Genomic DNA, 22,733 nt, shown 5'->3' on the forward strand with positions numbered 1-22,733 from the left:
ATATTATATTTACATTTAGTAAATAGTAATACGATATTATTAAAATGAAACAATCAATTCTGATCTTACTTTCTATTTGTTCTTTATTCCCTTGTAAAGCACAAAAACCCGTGACCGCTAAACAACAAAACAAAAATGAAAATTTCACGATTTATGATCCTAAAGCATCAGACGATTTAAAAAAAACATATCTTCATCAAATAGATAGTATAACTGTACCAAGTGACGCTATTTTATGCCCTTGTAATCGAATTGATTTATTACTTGCCAATAATGAACTGAATATAAATTACACTTTAAAAGACCTAAATCTTAAAGGTTCTATTAAAAATATAACAACAACAACACATCCCAATATAGCCTTACCTAGTATATCTCTACAAAACACCATAGAAGAAAGTCTATTTTCTAAAACCAATTTGTTGTTACAAACCAAATCCAGGCAAGTAAAACAAAAACCTAATGATCTTGAGCTTTACAAAAATTTCGTTTTTCAGTACAACGACAAAAACTTGCCTGCAAAAGTAGATCTTTATCTTTTAGACTCCCTTCAGCCTATTATTCGATTAACCCATGTTTACGACTATAACGACACATTACTTAAAATGATTTTAATGAATCTCAATGAAAAAACAAATTCAACAGGTTCAGAAATAAATTTTAAATGCTGGCAGCAAAATGGAAACTATTTAATACTCCAAAATATCTTTAATCCACAAAAAAATAAAGAACAAATCCTTTTTGTTTATAATGTTGACAACAATCTAATAAGAAAAGAGAAAAATTATATCGATAGATATAAAGATCAGCAACACACCATAATAAAATATTTTTATGATGAAAAGAAAAGACTTACTAAACAATCTTATGCAAGTAATAATGAAAAAGAAAGCAGTTTTGTCACTATAAAAAATGATGCTTATGGAAATATAATAAAAGAACTTTGGGAAAATGGCGATTACAATGAATACCAATATAAGTATGATGCAAAAGGAAACTGGATCTGGAAACAAAAAACAGTTTATGAAAAAAATATCTTTAACCAAAAAATAGAACTTTCATCTAAAACAACTTTTGAAAATCAAATAGAGTATTACTAACTTCTAAGATAATTTTAAAGACTTCTAAAAACTAAAAAATTACTTACAAAACAGTATATTTACATCTTTAGTAGCGATCTAATGAAATTTTCATATCTGTTTTTTTTATTTATTTTCAACTTTACTTTTTCACAAACTGAAATTGATTCTTCTTTTCATCTTGCTTTCAAAGTGAATTTCCCTCCAGCTTCATTAAGTATTGAGGATATTGATTTTACTAAAGAAAAACCTGAATGTGAATTTGAATTGAAAGGAAAAATTCCATTAAAATATTCTTTTCGTTTACAAAATGACTCGATAGCATCTCTTTATCAATTCAAAAACAACAATTTGCAATTTCAGGAAAACCTGGATTTTCAACCTTTTATGTGGCACTTTGATAACGATGTGCTTATTTCAAATTTTAAAATAATTGATTTTGATAATGACGGAGATGAAGATCTTTTGTGTTGGGTATTTTCTAATGTAAATGGAAATCAGTGGACTGTAATTTTTATTAATGATCAAAAGCAACAAAAACTTGTCAGATTATTGAATACAGTCGAAAAAACGGATATCTGGTCAAAACCTGAATTTGACAAAGCAACCCAAACTATTAATACAGAATTGTACGGAAGTGCTTTTGGAGTTTCTGAAGAAAGCAATTATTATTTAAAACCCGATCTTACTATTATACCAATAAAAAAGCATTTTCAGGACCGAACAGGTAAGCGAATGTATGATTATGAATATGTGGGGAAAAATGGAAAATGGAAATTAAAGTCTAAAACTAAAGAAAAGCAATAAACCAAAACTTAATAAATCACTACCTAAAATTCATGAATAAATATATACTCTATTTAGCAACAGCTTTACTATTACTAAACACAAGTTGTAAAGATCCTAAAGACAAGAAAGAACCGGCAGAAATTCAGGAATCCTTAAATAGTGTTGAAGAAGTTCCTGAAGATGAAACTTCAGCAGTTGAAAAAGGAAAAAAACCGGAAGATTTTCTACCCAAAGGTTACGTTATTTTTGAGAAAACTTTTGGCGATTTAAATAAAGACGACCTGGAAGATTGCGCTCTTATCATTAAAGGAACAGATAAAAGTAAGTTTGTGAAAGATGAAAGCCGCGGCGAATTAGATCGTAACCGAAGAGGGATTATTGTTCTGTTAAAAAACAATGACGGTTATGAATTAGCGGTTAAAAATTATGAATGCCTTTCTTCTGAAAACGAAGATGGCGGCATTTATTATTCTCCTGAATTAACTGTAGAAATAACAAAAGGAAAACTTTTTGTTTCCTACGCACACGGAAGATACGGATATTGGAGCTATACTTTTAGACTCCAAAATTCAGATCTTGAGCTTATTGGCTATGACAGAAGTAATAATAACGGACCTATAGTGAACAACGATGTAAGCATAAATTACTTGACCTCAACAATGATAAGAAACGAAAACACAAACGAGGATGCAGATAGCGGTGAAGAAATATTTAAGAAAACAGTGACCAAGATTAGAAAAAACAAGCTGCTTAAATTATCTGAAATTGAAGATTTTGATGAACTTAGGCTTTTTGAAGAATAGCCTATTAATTGCACTTTAATCTCACCGTAAAAATTGCCTGTTTTTATGTTTTATGATGTAAAAAGACTTTTTTAATTTTTATCTTGAAATATATTTCTCAATTTTATGTTTTATCTTACAACATAGTTTGTGAAGTCAACTGTTATAAATCCTGGCTTCATCAAAACATAATTTTTCATTTAAAATACCACTTCAAATGCAAACACAAAACCAGATTGAAAATTTCCTTTTTCAGGGAAAATTTGACGAGGCAAGAGAATCTCTAAATAACGGCGAAATTTTTAACGATCAATATCTTAAAAACAATTTTTCTCAAATCACAGCCAAAATTATTGAAGCCAAAGAAATTGATTTCATTGAAAAATTAATTAAAGCAGGTTTTATTGAAACCGACATCTATGAATTAGATAGTTTTGACAAATCTATTTTTAATTCTTTAACCCGATTAAAAGATGACGACGAATCGATTGCTTTTTTCAAAGAATTGATGTCAAAAATGGAAAACATTAATGATGAAATAAGTGACAAAACGTTGCTTGGTTATTTTCTTGAAAAAAATACATCTCCAAAAATCATTAAAACTCTGATTGATGATTTTGGGGCGAATGTTCAATATAAAAATAACGCAGGAGAAAATTTCATCTATACCATTTTAAACACTTATGGTCTTGAAACAGATAAAGTAAAAGAATACATAGCCATTCTTCTGGATAATGGTATCGACATTAACGAAAAAAACATTATTGGTACAACTCCGTTAATCTGTGCTATTAAAAGAAACAAAAAAGATTTTATTCCCTTTCTACTCGAAAATGGAGCGGATGCCAACGAAACAGACAACCTCAACAATACCGCTTTTTATTACGCTGTTGCCGAGCAGTTTTCTTTTGATATGTATGATGCATTAGCGACAGTTTCTTCGCCTGATTTTAACATTGTAAACAAAGACGGGCGTACTTTATTGACTCATTTCATCAGTTCTGTTTCGGGCTCGCCAAGCGATATTACCTTTTTGGAAAGATTATTAGCTGATGGTGCCGATGTAAATTTCTGCGCTCAATATTACGGTCAGCCAAAATCTGGAATTGACTTTATCGTAGAAAAGAAGTCTGACATTTTAAAATCAGTTTTAGAGAATGTTTCTTTAGATGTGAACGAACAAGACAATCACGGAAATACCATTTTGCATAAAGTGTGTGCCTACAATGTTAATTACGATGCTGAAATGGCGAAAGAAACCTACAGAAAAGTAAAATTATTACTGGATCAAGGTGCTGACATTTCGATCTCTAATGACAAAGATGAAACGGCTTTAATCCTCGCATCTGGGGATAATTTGAAAATTAAAACGGTCGAACTTTTAATGAAACAGTAAGAACAATCATTTATTTAAAAACAAATATATGTCAATGTCATTTATAATTGCCTGTGAAAACGGCAACAGAAAAATAGCCGAATTGCTGCTTCAAAATAAAGAAGCAGATGTAAAATATACAGACGAAGGAGGAAGAACTGCATTACATTATGCCGCACACAGAGGTTATTTGGATATTGTAAAAATACTAACCGAAGATGGAGCTGATATTAATTATGAAGATCATCAAGGAGAAACGCCTTTATTTTTTGCTTGTCTTCAAAAACAAAAACAAACTGCATTGTATCTTTTAGAAAATGGTGCCGAAATTACCACAAATGATAAATTAGGAAACAGCCTTTTACATTTGGTAGCCCAGACCGCTCAAACTGAAATTGCAACAAAGTTGCTCGAAGCAGGAATTGATGTTAATTTACTGAATAATAATGGCGAATCGCCGCTTTTACTTGCTTCAACAAAATTGAATCGGGAAATTATTCAGTTGCTTTTAGACAAAGGAGCCGATATTAATGTTACAGATAAACAAGGAAACACACCACTTCTTCATGCTTGTTACACCAAATCGATTCCAGTTGTTACTTTACTTTTGGACAATGGTGCAGCTATAAATCATGTAAATCATTCCGGAGAAAATGCTCTTTTGATTGCATGCTACGAAACCAACAGAATGCTTGCTAAACTTTTAGTAGAAAGAGGTGCTGATGTATTCACATCCAACAATAACGGCTATTCTCCTATTTGGTACGCTTGCGCGAATAATCAAAAGGAAATTGTCTCTTTATTTCTAGAAAATGGAGTTGACGTTAACTACAGTAAACCTTTGGCCAGCGACACTTCGTCTATGAATGATTATCTTGATTGGATTGTTAGCGCTACAAATATTGCTAATGAATCTAGTTTTACACTTAACAGCAGTTATACTTATGGCGGAGAAAGCCTTCTACATGTTGCTACAAAAAAAGGCAATTTAAGCATGGTAAAATTGTTAATCGAAGCCGGTGCAAATATCAACATTCAAGATGAATCCGGGAACACGCCTTTGCATTACAGTGCTGCAAACGGAAAGAAAGATGTTGTTAAATATTTACTTGAAAATAAGGCCGACGCTTCTATCGTAAATGTAAAAGAGCAAAAGGCAATTGATTATTCAAATGTAAAAGGCTTTAATGAAATTACAGAATTGATTTTGAAATATGCTCCATCCGGAACCATAGTAACTCCAATTTATAAAGAAGAACCACAAAAAACAGATTCAGTAAATTCTATCGAAGGAAAGAAAAAGGCATTATTAGATTTGAAAGAACTTTTGGATGCGGGAATTTTAACTTCTGAAGAATTTGACGCCGAGAAAAGTAAAATTTTAAAAGGATAAATAACAAACAAACTTAAAAAATGAAAAAGACATTAAATAATTCCATCATATTAGTATTAATCGTTACAAGTCTATTTTTAACCTCTTGTACAAACCTTTCTCCAGAAAAAACTTTTGAAGTAGCCGCGCTAAATTCGAATTTATTATCCCGTTTTGGAAGTAAGGATATTAATTTTAAGTTAGAATCTGAACCACAGATTTATGATGAAACTCAAAAAAAAATGATTCCATCTTCATATTACGATTATTTTAAATTTGATATTACCAATTTAGAAACTCAATTTAAAAAAATTAAAGAAGTAAAGGAAGATGATGACAATCGGGAACTTCTTCAGGCATCAAAAGATTTATTTTCTTATGCAATTACTAAAGAAAAAGAAGGCTATCTGCCAATTGCCAAAATGAAGGATGAAAAAGCTTCACCTGAACAAATAGAAAAAGCAATTGCAGATTTTGACGCCTCAACTCAAAGCGAAATTGATAATAAGTTTACAAAATTGATGAATGTCGCAAAAGCATATGTCGCAAAGCATAACATCAATGCTAAAATCGGCATTTAATAAGAAAGTTTCAAAGACAAAACAATCCCTATTTTGTAATAATGCAAAATAGGGATTGTTTTTAATCCTAAGTCTCCTTAACCGCAATAATCTTAACCGGACAAGCCTTCGTTGCCAATTCAAAACTTTCAACAATCGTATGATTAGGCGATTTTAAAGTAAAAAATCCTTTTGCATCTTTCAAATGAATCAACACCGATTTACCATCTTTTTTAGACATTTGAAAATGTACCGGATTCATTACTTATTCTGTTAAACAAAGGCGACGGTTACGAACTGGCTGTTAAAAATGACAACTGTTTTTCTTCTGAGAATGAAGATGGTGGAGTTTATTTTGCACCAGACCTAAGCGTTGAAATAATCAAGGGGAAACTTTTTATACATTATGCCCATGGAAGATACGGATATTGGAGATATATGTTTAGTCTTCAAAATTCAGATCTTGAACTTATTGGCTACGATTCAAGTAGTAATCACGGACCTACAGTGCTTACTGAAACGAGTATAAATTTCTTAACCAGAAGAAAAATAGTAAATGAAAACACAAACCCGAATATCGATGAACCTGAGATATTTGAAAAGAAGGAAACAAAAATCAATAAAACAAAACTCCTTAAATTATCTGAAATAAAAGATTTTGATCAGCTTGAAGTTTCAGAAGAATAAATATAAATCGTTTATACAATATACCAAATATGAAACCAAAGATTTCTTTACTCCTTTTTCTTTGTGCAGTATTTTATAATGCAAATGCACAAAAAGCTTATATCATTAATGATTTTATGAAAGGTTATACTTTGTATTTTGCCCAGCAAACAGTAAAGTCGGAAACAAAAGAATATTATAAGCTTACCGAAAATGAAAGTAAAAAAACAGTATTGGAATATGGTGCAAAAGAATTGTCCAAATCTCAAATTAGCAAAACAGCTAAAACAGTCGTATTCAAAAGTATTACTGACCCAAACATTCGGGTATTAGGCGATGTAAATTTTGATGGTAGACCCGATGTTGTTATTCATGAAACCGAAGCAATAGATGATGGGTGTTATACTCCGCAAGCCACGGCGCATATTTTTATTAACACCTCAACCTCTTTTATATCCAGTCAAAGTATTAGCGATGTTTATAATGATGCCAATTGTATGCGCGGAGGCTCATTTGACATTGACACTAAAAACAGGCGACTTATCACAACAAGTCTTGGAGGAGCTGCTCTTCATGGCATCGAACACTATAGCGTTTCTGGCACAGAAGCCAAACTCTTGTCTAGTTTTGAAGAAGATGGATTTACTCAGACACCTTTTTATAAAATAACAGGAAAGAAATGGGAAAAGAACAAATACATTCCTTTTACTTCTTTATCTGTTTACGAACCTGATTTAGATAAATTACTTGTCTTTGACACCAAAAATGGCAAAGGGCGCATACTACTTTTTAAAGTGGATAACGTTTTGTATTATGCTTTTAGACAAAATGATGAATACAAATTTGTTTCTTTTGCACATCCGGTGAGTCCTGAAAAAGCAAATAAAGCAGTATTCAAATTCAGAAAACAAAATACCGGTAACGAATTGGAGTTTAACAGTGGTAATATCAAATACACAATATACGAAACATCAAATTCAGTTGGCATTAAAATTAATGTAAACGGGAAAATATCTGACTGGCAAGGCATTGGTAAAAAAGGAACTTTATCTTCTTTGACAAATGCTAAGTTTGTAAATCTTGTTAGAGAATAGAGTTTGAAAGAAAAAAGAGCCACAATAATGTCGCTCTTTCAATTTATAATAAACAAATAATCTAAGTCTCCTTAACCGTAATAATCTTAACCGGACAAGCCTTCGCTGCCAATTCAAAACTTTCAACAATGGCATGATTATTAGATTTTAAAGTAAAAAAGCCTTTCGCATCTTTCGAATGAATCAAAACCGATTTTCCATCTTTTTTAGACATTTGAAAATGTACCGGATCCATTTCGACGCAATAATTACAGCCGATGCATTTATCTCTTTGTAAAGTTACGATAACCATTACGCTTCAACGATTTTATATAATTTATCAGACATTCTGATTCTAAAAGGAAGTTTGAAAGTGCAATCATCACCCTTTGTAGCCTTTTCAGAAATCAAATCATTTACCATCATTTCGTCGATAATCATTTCCTGCGCCCCAGTACTTGGGCCAGTAACGAGAATTCGATCACCAATTTTAATGTCGTAAGCTTCAATTTTAAATTGTCCTACTTCTGCTTTCGGGAAATAATGCGTCCCCTTCCCTACATAAACCTTCTTTTGAGTTGCTGCAGATCCCGGAATATCACTCCATTCTCCTAATTCCTGCCCCAGATAATATCCTGCCCAGAAACCGCGATTGTAAACCGTGTTTAAAGCTTCCATCCAGACAGAAACTTTTTCTTTCGAAAATGAACCTTCATAATAAGCATCAATAGCCTCACGATAGGTTTTAATAACCGTTGCTACATATTCAGGTGCACGGCCACGACCTTCAATTTTTAAAACCTGAATTCCTGAATCTATTACCTGATCTAAAAAGTCAAGCGTACATAAATCTTTAGGCGACATCATGTATTCGTTATCCAATTCGATTTCAAAACCGGTTTCCTGATCGATCACCGTATATTTTTTGCGGCAATTTTGTTTGCACGCTCCACGATTTGCCGATGAATTATGCGAATGCAAACTCAAATAACACTTACCCGAAACCGCCATACATAAAGCACCGTGACCGAAAATTTCTATTTCTATTAAATTCCCGTTTGGTCCTTTTATTTGTTCTTTCTCAATTTGATCTGTAATACTTTTTACCTGACGCAAACTCAATTCACGGCTTAAAACCATAGTATCTGCAAACAAACTGTAGAATTTTATGGTTTCAATGTTCGTTACGTTCAATTGGGTCGAAATATGAACTTCCATTCCAATAGTTCTCGCCATAGCTATTACCGCCTGATCAGATGCAATTACAGCTGTAATATTCGCTTCGTTGGCTTTGTTCAACAATGTTTTTACAACCGATAAATCGTGATCGTAAATAATGGTGTTCAAAGTCAGATAGCTTCTTACGTTTTTTGCCTCACAACGATTGGCGATTTCCTGCAAATCATCCATAGTAAAATTCACCGTTGAACGCGCACGCATGTTAAGTTGTTCTACGCCAAAATAAATAGAATCAGCGCCATTATCGAGCGCAGCCTGAAGTGAATCAAAACTCCCTGCGGGAGCCATAAGTTCGATTGTATTATTTTTTGTCATTTTTATTTGTATTGTATTCGAATGGTTAAACCATTGATTATTTTGTTTTGCTATAGATATACATTGCGTCCCTGCGGTTGAAACCGCAGGCTATGTTTTCATTTGTATGTGTGGTATTTCAAATATAGCCCATGGTTTCAACCACGGGGAACGTTTTGATAACTATCAATCTTCACGATACAATAATCGTTATAGATATAACATTGTCTCCCTGCGGTTGAAACCGCAGGCTATGTTTTTCCTTCGCAATGTTTAAAATATAGCCCGTGGTTTCAACCACGGGGAATGTATCGTTGAGTTAAAAAATCATTTCTTCTCCAATCCATGCAATTTTACAAACTCATCAAATTCATCTTGTCCATTTTTCTTAAGGTGATGATGCTTTTGATTTTTAATGTAATTATAAACAACCTCTAACTGAGACTCACTAACTGAATAAGCCGCAAAACCTGTTTGCCAGGCAAATTTTTCAAGGATAAGTTCTTCTCTATTTATAAAATGAGAAGAACTTCCTTTTATTTGCTTTACAATATCTGTGATAGTTTTTTGTGGATTTTGTAAAAATAAAACATGCACATGATCAGGCATTCCGTTTAGGATTCTAACAGGGCAACCGAGATCAATTAACTCTTCATAAATGAAATCATACAATTTTTTCTCAATTGAATCATCAATTAATTCCTGACGATTTTTGGTTGCCCAAATGGCATGAACCCATAGTTTGATAAAGGATTGTGACATCAATAAATTAGCTTAAAATTTCGGCTAATTTACAATTTTATACAATTTATCTGACAAACGAATACGAAATGGGACTTCAAATGTAACTCGATCTCCAATTTTAGCAGTAGTGGCTTGTGCTTCGTTGACGATCATTTTTTCTAAAATTAATTCCTGATTCCCTGTAGTAGGTCCTGAAATTAAGATTTTATCACCAGTATTTAATTCGTGGTTTTCGATAGTAAAAAGACCAACTTGCGCTTTCACATAATAGTGTTCCGCTTTACCAAGAAGTACTTTCTTTACTTTTATTTTTTGACGAATATCTAGTGGCTTTTCGGCTGTAGCCAAAGAAGTATTAGGTAGTTCACCAGAATGTTTAAATTTCAAACTATCTGATTTTCCTTTTCTGAATACCTTGTTTCCAACTTGTTTTCCGGTTCTTAAACGAACCTGATCAACAAGAGGCATATGTATAATATCAAGACATTCTGTAGAACAACAGTTTTCCATTGCAGCCTTACATTCATCACATTGAATAAACAACAAGTGACAGCCATCGTTTTCGCAATTGGTGTGATTGTCGCAAGGTTTTCCGCATTGGTGACATTGCGAAATAATATCATCGGTAATTCTTTCGCCAAGACGATTATCGAATACGAAGTTTTTACCAATAAATTTACTTTCAATACCTTCTGCTTCAATTTGCTTGGCGTAATTGATGATTCCGCCTTCTAACTGAAAAACATTTTTAAAACCCTGGTGTTTAAAATACGCACTTGCTTTTTCGCAACGAATTCCGCCCGTGCAATACATTACAAGGTTTTTATCTTCTTTATGGTTTTGAAGCTGCTCGTTGATAATAGGTAAACTTTCTCTAAAAGTCTCAACATCGGGAGTAATAGCATTTTTAAAATGCCCTACTTCACTTTCGTAGTGATTTCTAAAATCAACAACAATCGTATTGGGATCATCAAGAATATCATTGAATTCCTTGGCTTTTAAGTGAACACCAATATCAGTAACATCAAAAGTTTCATCGTTTAAACCATCGGCAACAATTTTGTCACGAACTTTAATCGTCAGTTTTAAAAAGGAATGATCATCATGTTCTACGGCTTCATTCAAACGTATACCTTTCATGAAATCATAAACTTCGAGAGTGGCTCTAAAAGCCTCCAAATTTTCTTCAGGAATACTCATTTGAGCATTTATTCCTTCAGTGGCAACGTAAATTCGGCCTAAAGCATCAAGTGCGTTCCAGGCTAAGAATAAATCATCGCGAAATTTTTTGGGATCTTGAATTTTGGCATACGCATAGAAAGACAACGTTAGTCGTTGTTTACCGGCATCATCGATCATGATGGCTCTTTCTTCTGCGCTTAAAGTGTTGTACAGTTGCATGCTATAAACTAATTTAAGTTGAGAAATTATTTTTTGAAGGTGCAAAAGTAAGGAAAAAGGTTCAAAGCGACAAGATTCTGAGCTACAAAGGTTCTGAGTTGCTGAGGGACTAAGGTTCTAAGATCAAAAAAGTGATAAAACAACAAAAGCACTATATTTCTATAGTGCTTTTGTTAAATCTTTGTACCTCTGTACCTTTGCCACTTTGAAGCTAAAAACTTAGTCCCTCAGCAACTCAGAACCTCAGCAACTAAAAAATTAGCAAAACTCGTTAAACGCATCTTGCAAGTTCTCAGCGATTAATTCAGCTGGACGACCTTCGATGTGGTGACGCTCTAACATGTGAACCAATTCTCCGTTTTTGAACAAAGCCATAGATGGCGATGATGGAGGAAAAGGGAACATATGTTGTCTTGCAGCATCTACAGCTTCTTTGTCAACACCTGCAAAAACAGTAATTAAGTGATCTGGTTTTTTAGCTCCTTCTAAACTCATTTTTGCTCCCGGACGTGCGTTTCTTGCAGCACAACCACAAACAGAGTTTACAACAACTAAAGTGGTACCTTCAGCTTTGATAGCGTTATCTACAGCGTCAGCACTATGTAAATCTTGAAAACCTGCAGCAGTCAATTCAGCTTGCATTGGTTTTACCATTTCTTCTGGATACATATCTCTTTATTTTAAATTTTACTTTTGATCTGCAAAGTTACAAAGTTTAGTGGCAACTAGTTAATTTGAAGTATAAAGTTTTGTTATAGTTCGATTGAAAAAATCAAAACCTTACCTGATACGGATAAGTCTCATATACTGTATTATCTTCATTAATTGAAAAACCTTTTGCAGCATCTGCTTTTGCCAATTCAATCAACGCTTTAACTTCCTCTCTTTGCTTTCCTTGCTTAAACCAACAAATGGCTTTATAAAATTTTGCATCCGAAAATTCCGGATAGATTTTAATTGCTTTATCAAAAATGACAATCGCTTCATCCCATTTTTTAAGTTCATATTTTGCAATTCCCTGATAAAAATATGCAGTTGGATGTTCTAATTGTTGTCTGTTTTTATAAATATCATTTACATAATCATCAAAAAGCTGCTCTGCTTTTGCATAATCGTTCAGCTGCAGATAACAAAGTCCCATATAAAAACTATAGGTATGATCCATTCTATATCCGTTTCCATAAAGTTTAATGCATTCTTCTAAATCTGTGATAGCGTCTTTGTAATTTTTTGAGAAAATACATTTCATAAAACCTCTATAAGGCAGCCACTCTTTCTTGTCGTATAAAACAGCTTTATCGAGATACTGCATTCCGACTTCGTACTTTTTGCATTTAAAATACGGCATTGCTTTTTGCTGCCATAAATAAGCAACAGTGCTGTCTTTTTTGAGACCCTGATCCAGGCAAGACTGCCACTCGCTCATTTCGATAGTATATTTATGTTTTGCGGCACAATTGGTTAAAAATTCTTCAACAATAGCATCATGTGCTTTGTTGGCAGACACTTGTCCGAAAGAAAAAGTAGAGATAAAGAAACTGAAACCTAGAATAAAATTCTTCAATAGCTGATAATTTAGGATTATGATTTTTTTGAAAGAAAAATCACTCTAAATAACGCTTTTATAAATGGTAATTTAGGACACTTTAAAATAACTTTAACATCTTGGACTAAAGTGGTTTCTTCATCCAGAAATTTAAATATCAAAGCGGGATTTCCTTTTTTGAACATGGATGAAAAAATAGTACTTCCCAATTCATTATGGCGATGTAGAATATCTAAAAGCAACAAATCATAAAACCAAAATCTGGTTTTTTTATGAAAATTTGACATTTTGAGCGATTCCGAAGTTTCGGGAGAAGAATTTTTATTATCTAAAAACACAACCAGTTCAGATGATTTTTTATCCGAATTTCTAAAAGTATAACCTGTACTCGCTTTTGTCCATCCGCCGGCAGTTCCTATATTCAGCACTCGTTTGGTATTCTTTTTCCAAAAAGGAAAACACGTCATTGGAATACTACCCTGCTCCTTTTCTACAATTGTGTATTGATCGGCTCCCAGGTTTCTCAAATAAATTTGAATCTCATTTTCGTATTCTTCTTTTGCGAGAAGATCTTCAGAAAACAAAGTGTATTCGACTAAAGCTTCGGCTTTAGAAATGGGTAAAACATACATAAAACGCGTATTCCCTCTTTGTTCTACCGAAAAATCCATGAAAGTAGCCTGGTCAGGATTAAAAATTTCAGTTTCACTTTTTACAAACCACCCCACAAAATGCTGTTGCAGAACCGGATATTTGGTCTGACTTAAAGCAAAAGCTTTGGTATAAATACTGTTGAATAAATAATCGCAAGTATATCGATTGTCCTCGGTTCCCACAAAAACATGCGTTTCGAGTTCATTGATATCGGTTACTTTTTCGTTTAAAAAAGTAATATTTTGATGTTTCGAAAGTTCCTCAAAAACAAAATTATAAAAGTCTAATCCTCGAATTTGATTGTATTGATAAGGTTCAAGTATTAAATCACGACTGAAATCTTCATTGGCAAACAAAGCCGAATCCCATTTTTTTGAGATAACAGACTTCCAAAGCGTTTCCTCTTTTGCCCAAAAACACCAGGTTCTGTCATTGGTCTTTTTTGCATCTTCATCTAATAACAAAATAGATTTATCGCTGAATTTCCCAGACAAAACCATTTTATAAACGGTCATCAAAGCAGATAAACCTGTTCCGGTAAAGATATAATTGAAGTGTGGAATTTGTGAAGAAGCCATTTTCAAAAATAAGAAATTTTATTCTTTCAATTTTTCTAAAAGCAGTTTAAAATCCTTTGGGTTAAGATAGTTATTGTATTGTAGGATAATCTCTCGTTTTTCATTCAGAACACACAAAACCGGATATACAATTTGGTTGTTCATGGTTCCTAATTGCAAAGCCAGTTCATGAACGCCAACATTATTTCCCGATGGTTTGTATTTAAAAGTCTGATTATTAAAAGTAATATCTCGTTTTTCCTCGGCATTCAAATCAATAAAATAAAAATCAGAATTTAGTTTTTGGATAATATCCTGATTTTTGAAAGTCGTATTTTTCATTCTTTGGCAAAACTGACACCAATCGGTATGAATGAAAACGATTATTTTCTTCTTTTGAAAGTATTGCAAACTATCTACTTCCTCAAAAGATTTGCTTTTGAGTTGGCAAAATCCTGTTGAAGTAATTCCCAAAAAGAAAATAATTAAGGCTAGCTTTTTCATTTGTTTTTGTTTTTTTTGCCACAGATTGCTCAGATTAAAACGATTTTTTTGCCACGAATTACACCAATTTTCTCGAATTTAATTCGCGATAATTAATAGTGTCAAATTTTACTTTTTTTATTGCAAAGATTACAAAGTCAATACTATAATAATAAAAATCAGTGTAAATCCGTTTGATCAGCGTTATCCGTGTGCCATATTACCTCAAAGTATATCGCAATCCAAAAAACCCACGAATTGTTTGGTTTTGTCCATAAACATAAGTCGTATCAAAAGTCAATCCATATGGGTTATCCGGTGTAACCAACACTTTTCCGGCAGCATCGTATTGTACATTTTTATCGAAAGGATCATTGGTTCTTGAAATCAAAAACGGATTATTTCGTTTTGGTGTAAAGTTCAAAAGGTTTTTTACTCCACCATACAATTCAAAATTCTTCCATCCAAAATACGTAAACTGAATATTCTGAATACTATACCACGGCGAGTTGGGATCTCTCGGATCTAAATCACTCAACAAAGGCAACTTCATTGGGCTGTACACATTTCCGGTATAATCGAGTAACAAATTCCAAGGCTCTATTTTGTATGATACACTCCAGGTTGCAGTGAAATTTTCGGTTAAGAAAGGTCTTTCCGAAATTCCGTCCTGAACATTTTTATTATCTAAAACCGTGGCTCCCAGAATAAACTTTAATCCGTTTGTGAAATTCAAATCAACATTGGTACTGATTCCCTGACTTATCGCATAACCATTGATGTTGTCGTAAATAATTTTATTAGGATCGGTTTCGTAATCAGATATAATCTTGTTACTGAAGCGGGTATAAAAAGCCGTTGTTTCGATCCCTATAAAAGTTCCGTTTGCAAAATTAATCTTCTGAATATAATTCAGGTTTGCATTTACAGATCGTTCCGGTTTCAAATCACTTTTTATCACCACATCTCTGGAACCCGTAAGCGCTGCGTGATCTTCAGTAAATAAATTTACAACACGAAATCCGGTTCCGGCATTCAAACGGAAAATAGTATTTTCATTCGTTTTCCATCTGTAAGCTACTCTTGGCGTATAAATCGAACCGTGAATCGAGTTGTAATCGTAACGCATTCCTAACAAAACCTGACTTTTCGGCGAAAGCGTAATTTCATCCTGAACAAAAATTCCCGGCAACCAGGTACTTTCGGCTTCTTTTGTAGCAGTTGTGTTATCGTCGTAATACGAATATCGGGTGGCGATTCCGGCAAGGAAATCATTTCGGCCTATCTTTTTATCCCAGGTTAGTTGCAGGAAACCTATTTTCTGGTTTGCAATGTATGATGTTGTTCCGTAGCGGCTATCCTGATAATGCACGTTTCCGGAAAAGGAAAGCATTAGTTTTTCTTCGAATGGCAATTGATAACTTCCTATCAATTCGCCTCTTTTGGTATATATGCTTTCTCTGTAAATTTCGTCGCCGCCACGGTATTTTTTATCCCAACGCACATCTCCACCCCAGCGATCTTCATACATTCCGCGTGCTGCGATACTAAACAAACGGTTATTTTCTCTTTGAAAATTCCACTTATTAAAAACCGAAATTCTTTGCGAAAGCGTCACATCTGTAAAACCGTCTTTGTCTTTATCGACAACCTGATTGTAATCGAAGTAATTAATTCCTAAAAGTGTTGTTGCTTTTTTGGTGGGATTAAATTTCATTCCCAAATCGACATTGGTTTCTAAATATGAAGTCGTGAAAACATCTGCCGAAAACAAAGGAGCATTGGTTGGATTTTTAGTAATAATGTTGATTAAACCTCCCACAGCTTCACTTCCGTACAAGGAAGAAGCCGGACCTTTTACAATTTCAATTCTTTCGACCAAAGAATTCGGAATTCCGGATAAACCATAAACCGTCGAAAGACTGCTCACAATTGGCATTCCGTCAATCAAAACCAAAGTATATGGACCTTCCAATCCGTTGATATGAATATCACCCGTATTGCAAACGCCACAATTGAGCTGTGGCCTAACTCCATTGATGTTTTGAAGTGCTTCGTAAATACTTGGAGTTGGATTCTTCTTGAAAAAAACCGGCGAATAAACCTCAACCGGAACAGCACTTTCCAATCGTTTCACGGCTTTTAAAGTTCCTGAAACTACAACTTCGTTCAGCTGATTTTCGTTATCGGTTAATTCAAAATCATAAGATTGAATGGAATCTTTAATAACTTCTATTTTCTTCTTTATAGTTTGAAAACCTACCTGAGAAACCTGAATAGTATAATTTCCAACCGCAACATTTTCTAATTTATAATACCCTAAACTATCTGTAACTGTTTTGTGTTTTGTTCCCATTAAATGAACATTCACCAACTGTAATTTATGGCCTTCGCCCGAGATATATCCGGAAATATTTGAAGTTTCTTGTGCGAATGAAATCTGTAAACCAAATAAAAGCAATATCAAAAATAGTTTTTTCATTGTTATAAAATTAAATTTAGACAAAACTAAAAATTATATTTAACAAACAGCTATTTTAAATTTATAAATTTATAACTTTTATCATGTCAATATGTTATATTTCGATGTTAGCAGAAAAATACGGTATGAAAATATAAACGAAAACAAAAAAGACTTTAGCCAAACCTATATAATTTGGCTAAAGCCACTTTCCAATTCAATCTTATTTCCCCTAGCTGAAGCTAGGGGCTATGCAAAAAAATCAATAAGGATGAGAGCTTCTAAACATAACCACACTATGTGAATTGATGCAAAACTGAAATGCCTTTTTAATCGGTTGTAATAACTATGTTTCTATATTTTTAAAAAATAAGCCTAAACAAATTCCTCGTCGATAATTTCCTTATTGATCATTGCTCCTGCAAAAGATCCTGAAGAAACCGCCAAAGCAACAGATCTCGCCTGAATATGGCAATCACCGCTGGCAAAAATTCCAGGAATTGTCGTTTTCTGAAAAGCATCTACTTTTAATAAACCAATTTCAGTCAACTCACAACCTAAAGATTCCGGCAAAAGACAATGCTGTTCAAAAGGCGCTTTAAAATAAATCGCTTTAACCGTAGTTTTAGTTTGATTTTTGAAGATAATCTGCTGAACATTTCCGTTTTGATGTTCTAAAGACTCAATTTCATCTTCGATAATTTCAACTTTATGATTTTTAAGAATTTGAGTTTGCTCAATTGTTAGAGTTGATTTTCCGTTGGTAATTAATCTTAAATCTTTAGTCCAATTAGAAATCATTTTAGAAAATTCAAAACCCATATCACCATTGGCTACGATTGCCGTTTTCTCTCTTTTCACTTCATAACCGTGACAATATGGACAATGTAAAACCGAAATTCCCCAACATTCAGCAAAACCCGGAATCTGCGACAGTAAATCTTTTACGCCAGTTGCGAACAATATTTTTTTTGAAGTAAAGATTTTTCCGGACTGGGTTTCAATTTCAAATCCAAATTGTGTTTTAATCGCCCTGATCGCAAGTCCTTTATAGAATTTAACCGTATCGTAAAAGTCTACCTGAGTTTTGGCTTTCGCCGAAATTACAGCGGGTTTCTCACCATCATGTGTGATGAAATTATGAGAATGTGGCGTTTGTCTGTTGCAAGGCAAACCACTATCGATAACCAAAACCTTACGTAAAGAACGCCCCAAACTCATTGCAGCCGAAAGTCCGCTATAACTACCACCGATAATGATAACGTCGTATTTATTGTTTTCTATCATAATTGTATAATTTAATGATTGCTATTTTTATGCATTTTATAATTTAATAGGTGCCCGATAATCATTCCGATACCTCCAATAAAAATCAGATCGAGATGAATATCCAGAAAGAGTTCCGTCAAAACACTGATCCAGATGAGCGCCATCGAAATAATAAGCACTGTAGAGATTAAAAGACTGGATTTATTTATAATTTTGATAATTGCAAATAATCCCAGGGTCGCAAAAATCAAATCTATAATTGGATTATGACTTAAGCCTAAAGGCAGAATCGTTAAAAGCGGAAAAACCAAACAATGAATCAAACAAATGCCCGCGCTTGAGATTCCTAAAATATCGTAAAGAGGTGTGGTAGATTTCTTCATTTTCAGTACTTTTGCTTAATGCAATTTTGTTGCAAATATACAAGATTATTTTAATCGCAACTATGTTGCAATAATATTTTTTATACAATAAAATGAAAACAACAAGAAATACAGCAGCAAAGACGGCCGTTTTAGAGATATTTGAGAAATCTAAAACTGCACTTTCTCATACCGAAATTCAAAAACAAACAGGAGATTTATGTGATCGTGTTACGATTTACAGAATACTAGACCGCTTGGTAAATGACGATATCATACACAAAATTGTAAATCTTGACGGAACGGTTAAGTATGCAAAATGCCATCATCATGCTCAGCGCGTACACATACATAATCATGCTCATTTTAGCTGCGAAAAGTGTTTGGAAATTACTTGTCTCGAAAATGTAAAGCCTAGTTATATCATTCCGCATAACTATAAAGTAAACGACATAAACTTTACGTTGTCAGGATTATGTCCAAATTGTTTAAATTCTAACAATTAAGATTTAGACTTGTCTAAAAATATTGTTGCGCTAATATAATTTTTCTATATATTTGTTCAAACAACATTTTTACAATGGGTAAATCTTTAGAAGAAGTTCACCAATCGGTCGCGACACAGCATAAAAAAACAGGTTTCAGAAAAATATTAGCCTTTTTAGGCCCGGCATATTTAGTAAGTGTAGGATACATGGATCCGGGAAACTGGGCCACAGACATCGCCGGCGGTAGTCAGTTTGGATATTCCTTACTTTGGGTTTTGTTAATGAGTAACTTAATGGCTTTACTCCTTCAAAGCTTAAGTGCGCGACTCGGAATTGTAACACAGCGCGATTTAGCACAGGCCTCAAGAGAAACGTATTCGAAATTTATCAACTATATTTTATACTTTTTGGCCGAAATTGCCATTGCCGCTTGTGATCTTGCCGAAGTATTAGGAATGGCAATTGGTATTAATTTACTTTTTGATATTCCGCTGATCGAAGGTGTTTTGATCACTGTTTTAGATACTTTCTTATTGCTTTTCCTGATTAACAAAGGAATCCGAAAAATGGAGGCTTTTATTATCGTATTAGTTGCCATCATTGGTTTCTCTTTCATTTTCGAAATGATCTTCGCAGAACCGGAACTTGATAAAGTACTTTATGGACTTATTCCGTCAATGCCTAATTCTGCTGCTTTGTATATCGCTATCGGAATTATTGGAGCAACGGTAATGCCTCACAACTTATATTTACATTCTTCTTTAGTTCAAACCAGAAAATTCGACCGAACTCCGGCCGGAATTAAACAGGCTTTGAAATATAATCTTATCGATTCGACAATTGCCTTGAATCTCGCCTTTTTTGTAAACGCTGCCATTTTAATTTTGGCTGCAGCCACATTTTACAAAAACGGAATGTTTGAAGTTGCCGAGATTCAGGATGCGCATCAATTTCTGGAACCTTTGTTAGGAACCAAATGGGCACCTATTTTATTTGCCGTTGCTTTGATTGCCGCAGGACAAAGTTCGACCGTAACGGGAACTTTGGCCGGACAAATTGTAATGGAAGGATATTTGAATTTAAGGATTCAACCTTGGGTTCGCCGAATCATTACCCGTTTGATTGCCATTGTTCCGGCCGTTGTGGTGATTTTAATTTATGGAGATAGCGTAACCGGGAAATTACTGATTCTGAGCCAGGTAATTTTGAGTTTACAATTAGGATTTGCGATTATTCCGTTGATTCACTTTGTGAGTGATAAATCTAAAATGAAAGGTTTTCATATTTCAAGAACGACTCAAATTGCAGCCTGGATTATTGCTCTGATTATTGTTTCGCTAAATGCGAAATTGGTTTACGACGAAATTACTTCGTGGCTAGACAATTCAAGTCATCCACTTATTCTTTGGTTTACCGTGGTTCCGCTTGCCTTTGCCTTTCTGGCTTTGTTATTGTATATCATCGCAAAACCTTTTATTGCCAAAGCAAAATCGAATATCGAGAATCATTCGCCTCATCACTTAAAATTGGTTTATACGCCAAAAGAAAGTTACGGCAAGAAAAATATAGCGATTTCGGTCGATTTTTCTAAAGCCGATGAAGCTGCACTTAACAATGCGTTCGAATTGGGCGGAATCGACGCGCAATATACCTTAATTCATATTGTAGAAACGGTTGGCGCCTTAATGTACGGCGGCCATGTTGACGATCACGAAACTACTATCGACGAAAAATTATTATTAGAATATAAAGAGATGCTTTCGCAGAAGGGCTTCAGGATCGAAACAGAACTTGGTTTTGGAAAACCTAACACCGTGATTCCGAAGATTATTAATGCGGGAAGTTTTGATATTTTAGTCATGGGAACCCACGGCCACACTGGATTAAAAGATATTTTATTTGGTACAACCGTAGACAAATTGAGACATAAAATTTCAATACCTTTGTTGATTGTTAAATAAAGGGGCTGAGATACTAAGATGCTAAGGTTCTAAGATTTTTTCTTTGAACGTTTAAAAACTTAGAACCTTAGGAACTCAGAACCTTAGAACCTCAAAAAAAAAAATGACTTTCTCAGAAGAAAACTATCTAAAATCGATATATCATCTTACTACTTCTAACGATTCAGAAGTAAGCACGAACGCTATTGCGGAAATGATGGAGACTAAAGCTTCATCGGTTACGGATATGCTTAAAAAGCTTTCTGAGAAGGATTTAGTAAATTACAAAAAATACCAAGGGGTTTCTTTGACCGAAAATGGAAAACTTGCCGCTAAAATGATCGTTAGAAAACATCGTTTGTGGGAAGTATTTTTGGTTGAAAAACTGAATTTTTCCTGGGATGAGGTTCATGATATTGCCGAACAACTGGAACATATCAAGTCGGAACAATTGATTAATCGTCTGGATGATTTTCTGGGAAATCCTACCGAAGATCCGCACGGAGACCCGATTCCGGATGCGAACGGAAGAATCGTTAAGATTGAGAAACACTTGCTTTCTGAATTAACAGAGAACCAAACCGGAATTTGCGTGGGTGTAAAAGATACTTCATCTGAATTCCTGAAATATCTGGATAAGCAGGAAATTGCTTTAGGTTCTCAGATTGAACTTTTATCTAAAGAATCTTTTGATTTATCTGTTAGGATTAAAATAGATGGTCGTGAATTGTCTATTTCGAATAAAATTGCTTCTAATTTGTTTGTGAAGCTGGTTTAATGTTATTTCACAGAGATTCACTAAGAATTACACAGAGATTCGCGAAGGTTTTACTTTTTTGATTTAGGAAGTATTAATCCGTCGAAAATAACACAATATTGTCATTTCGACGTAAGGAGAAATCCTCACGAGAAGCTCGAGAAAGATTGGATTATTGTTGCGGAGTTACTTGCGAGGATTTCTCCTTACGTCGAAATGACAAACTCGGCGATAAACATTCTTTCGAAACCGAAAGCCATAGCCCCGATAGAAGTGGGAATCCTTTTGTGTCCGCCTCGGCGAACATAAAGATTGGAACGAATTGCTTCGCCAGTTCGCACTTTCAGGCTCGAGTGCGGGATTAGCTCCTAAAAACCAATCCCTTCATTATTAAACAATTCCCTTCTCGATCATTTCTAACATTACCGGCGAAGCGTTTTTAAACGTTGGTTCTTGCTCGATAATACTTCCTGCGTTTTTCTTGTTTACTTTAAAAGTCACATCATTATCTGTTGTAAACAACAAAGCGGTCAAAAACGGATTTTTGATGTAGGTTCCTAAAACCAATAAAGCTTCATCTAAAGTGTGTGTACTTTCGATTTCTTCGGTCTTGTAACGGGTTGTTAAGGCGATTGAATAGGTATTGTCTTCGTTTATTGCTAAACGGAAATAGATGTTTTTAATCTCGGTATCACCGATGGTTTTTGCTAGGGTTAGTTTGGCAAAAGTTCCGGCTTTGATGCTTTCTTTGACGCGTTCGCAAAAAAGAGCGAATATTGGTTCGTACATTTTTTAAGTTGCTAAGGTTCTGAGATGCTAAGGTTCTAAGTTTTTAAAACCTT

Annotated in this window: 24 protein-coding genes; 11 read left to right on the plus strand and 13 right to left on the minus strand. The window is 34.0% G+C overall.

All coding sequences use genetic code 11. The features are described 5' to 3' along the window. Positions 1-44 precede the first annotated feature (44 nt). The 6 genes from LNP81_RS05020 to LNP81_RS05045 all read left to right on the plus strand — a co-directional run bounded on the left by LNP81_RS05020 (position 45) and on the right by LNP81_RS05045 (position 5,978). A complete protein-coding gene (locus tag LNP81_RS05020; protein WP_230033885.1) occupies positions 45-1,100 on the plus strand; it encodes a hypothetical protein in 1,056 nt (351 codons plus the stop codon). 81 nt (positions 1,101-1,181) lie between these two features. Further along, positions 1,182-1,886, plus strand: a complete 705-nt coding sequence (locus tag LNP81_RS05025) for a hypothetical protein (RefSeq protein ID WP_230033888.1) — start codon at positions 1,182-1,184, stop codon at positions 1,884-1,886. Positions 1,887-1,918: 32 nt separating this feature from the next. Further along, the gene (locus LNP81_RS05030; protein WP_230033890.1) at positions 1,919-2,671 is read left to right on the plus strand and encodes a hypothetical protein; all 753 of its coding nucleotides are present in this window, start codon (positions 1,919-1,921) and stop codon (positions 2,669-2,671) included. Positions 2,672-2,867: 196 nt separating this feature from the next. After that, on the plus strand, positions 2,868-4,046 hold the full coding sequence (locus tag LNP81_RS05035; protein WP_230033892.1) for an ankyrin repeat domain-containing protein: 1,179 nt from the start codon (positions 2,868-2,870) through the stop codon (positions 4,044-4,046). 28 nt (positions 4,047-4,074) lie between these two features. Then, positions 4,075-5,418, plus strand: a complete 1,344-nt coding sequence (locus LNP81_RS05040; RefSeq protein ID WP_230033894.1) for an ankyrin repeat domain-containing protein — start codon at positions 4,075-4,077, stop codon at positions 5,416-5,418. Between the two features lie 20 nt (positions 5,419-5,438). After that, complete coding sequence (locus tag LNP81_RS05045; protein ID WP_230033896.1) at positions 5,439-5,978, plus strand: BAR domain-containing protein; 540 nt, start codon at positions 5,439-5,441, stop codon at positions 5,976-5,978. A gap of 67 nt (positions 5,979-6,045) precedes the next feature. On the opposite strand, the gene LNP81_RS05050 is transcribed toward LNP81_RS05045, so the two are convergent. After that, positions 6,046-6,219 carry a ferredoxin gene (locus LNP81_RS05050; protein WP_230033898.1) on the minus strand — a complete coding sequence of 58 codons (174 nt, stop codon included), beginning with the start codon at positions 6,217-6,219 and terminating at the stop codon, positions 6,046-6,048. Between the two features lie 176 nt (positions 6,220-6,395). On the opposite strand from LNP81_RS05050, the gene LNP81_RS05055 reads away from it, so the two are divergent. Further along, complete coding sequence (locus LNP81_RS05055; protein WP_230033900.1) at positions 6,396-6,644, plus strand: hypothetical protein; 249 nt, start codon at positions 6,396-6,398, stop codon at positions 6,642-6,644. 29 nt (positions 6,645-6,673) lie between these two features. Further along, the gene (locus LNP81_RS05060; RefSeq protein WP_230033903.1) at positions 6,674-7,717 is read left to right on the plus strand and encodes an XAC2610-related protein; all 1,044 of its coding nucleotides are present in this window, start codon (positions 6,674-6,676) and stop codon (positions 7,715-7,717) included. Between the two features lie 61 nt (positions 7,718-7,778). Here LNP81_RS05060 and LNP81_RS05065 read toward each other — a convergent pair whose 3' ends face one another. The 11 genes from LNP81_RS05065 to LNP81_RS05115 all read right to left on the minus strand — a co-directional run bounded on the left by LNP81_RS05065 (position 7,779) and on the right by LNP81_RS05115 (position 18,727). After that, positions 7,779-8,009 (minus strand): ferredoxin, encoded by a 231-nt coding sequence (locus tag LNP81_RS05065; protein ID WP_173968852.1) that lies wholly within the window; start codon positions 8,007-8,009, stop codon positions 7,779-7,781. Further along, entirely contained in the window at positions 8,009-9,250 is a 1,242-nt protein-coding gene (locus LNP81_RS05070; RefSeq protein WP_230033904.1) for a peptidase U32 family protein, read from the minus strand. Before LNP81_RS05070 ends, LNP81_RS05065 begins: the two co-directional genes overlap by 1 nt. A gap of 306 nt (positions 9,251-9,556) precedes the next feature. Next, positions 9,557-9,991, minus strand: a complete 435-nt coding sequence (gene tnpA / locus LNP81_RS05075; protein WP_230033906.1) for an IS200/IS605 family transposase — start codon at positions 9,989-9,991, stop codon at positions 9,557-9,559. A 24-nt stretch (positions 9,992-10,015) separates the two neighbouring features. Next, complete coding sequence (gene trhO, locus LNP81_RS05080) at positions 10,016-11,374, minus strand: oxygen-dependent tRNA uridine(34) hydroxylase TrhO (protein WP_230033908.1); 1,359 nt, start codon at positions 11,372-11,374, stop codon at positions 10,016-10,018. 258 nt (positions 11,375-11,632) lie between these two features. After that, positions 11,633-12,043, minus strand: coding sequence for a BrxA/BrxB family bacilliredoxin (locus LNP81_RS05085; protein WP_026982321.1), 411 nt, complete (start codon positions 12,041-12,043; stop codon positions 11,633-11,635). 103 nt (positions 12,044-12,146) lie between these two features. After that, on the minus strand, positions 12,147-12,938 hold the full coding sequence (locus LNP81_RS05090; RefSeq protein ID WP_230033910.1) for a tetratricopeptide repeat protein: 792 nt from the start codon (positions 12,936-12,938) through the stop codon (positions 12,147-12,149). A gap of 17 nt (positions 12,939-12,955) precedes the next feature. Then, complete coding sequence (locus LNP81_RS05095) at positions 12,956-14,152, minus strand: lycopene cyclase family protein (RefSeq protein ID WP_230033912.1); 1,197 nt, start codon at positions 14,150-14,152, stop codon at positions 12,956-12,958. Between the two features lie 18 nt (positions 14,153-14,170). After that, entirely contained in the window at positions 14,171-14,635 is a 465-nt protein-coding gene (locus LNP81_RS05100) for a thioredoxin family protein (protein ID WP_230033914.1), read from the minus strand. A 199-nt stretch (positions 14,636-14,834) separates the two neighbouring features. Further along, on the minus strand, positions 14,835-17,096 hold the full coding sequence (locus LNP81_RS05105) for a TonB-dependent receptor (RefSeq protein ID WP_230033916.1): 2,262 nt from the start codon (positions 17,094-17,096) through the stop codon (positions 14,835-14,837). Between the two features lie 354 nt (positions 17,097-17,450). Then, a complete protein-coding gene (locus LNP81_RS05110) occupies positions 17,451-18,362 on the minus strand; it encodes an NAD(P)/FAD-dependent oxidoreductase (RefSeq protein WP_230033917.1) in 912 nt (303 codons plus the stop codon). Between the two features lie 11 nt (positions 18,363-18,373). After that, positions 18,374-18,727, minus strand: coding sequence for a MerC family mercury resistance protein (locus LNP81_RS05115; protein WP_230033919.1), 354 nt, complete (start codon positions 18,725-18,727; stop codon positions 18,374-18,376). Positions 18,728-18,819: 92 nt separating this feature from the next. Here LNP81_RS05115 and LNP81_RS05120 point away from each other — a divergent pair, with 92 nt between their 5' ends. The 3 genes from LNP81_RS05120 (at position 18,820) to LNP81_RS05130 (ending at position 21,912) form a co-directional block, all read left to right on the plus strand. Further along, on the plus strand, positions 18,820-19,212 hold the full coding sequence (locus LNP81_RS05120) for a Fur family transcriptional regulator (protein ID WP_230033921.1): 393 nt from the start codon (positions 18,820-18,822) through the stop codon (positions 19,210-19,212). A gap of 74 nt (positions 19,213-19,286) precedes the next feature. Next, the gene (locus LNP81_RS05125) at positions 19,287-21,155 is read left to right on the plus strand and encodes an Nramp family divalent metal transporter (RefSeq protein WP_230033923.1); all 1,869 of its coding nucleotides are present in this window, start codon (positions 19,287-19,289) and stop codon (positions 21,153-21,155) included. A gap of 103 nt (positions 21,156-21,258) precedes the next feature. Beyond that, entirely contained in the window at positions 21,259-21,912 is a 654-nt protein-coding gene (locus LNP81_RS05130; RefSeq protein WP_230033925.1) for a metal-dependent transcriptional regulator, read from the plus strand. A gap of 369 nt (positions 21,913-22,281) precedes the next feature. Here LNP81_RS05130 and LNP81_RS05135 read toward each other — a convergent pair whose 3' ends face one another. Continuing rightward, positions 22,282-22,680 (minus strand): hypothetical protein, encoded by a 399-nt coding sequence (locus LNP81_RS05135; RefSeq protein ID WP_055094364.1) that lies wholly within the window; start codon positions 22,678-22,680, stop codon positions 22,282-22,284. Positions 22,681-22,733 lie beyond the last annotated feature (53 nt).

It is taken from the genome of Flavobacterium piscisymbiosum (genome assembly GCF_020905295.1).
In the GTDB taxonomy this organism is placed as follows: Bacteria; Bacteroidota; Bacteroidia; order Flavobacteriales; family Flavobacteriaceae; genus Flavobacterium; species Flavobacterium piscisymbiosum.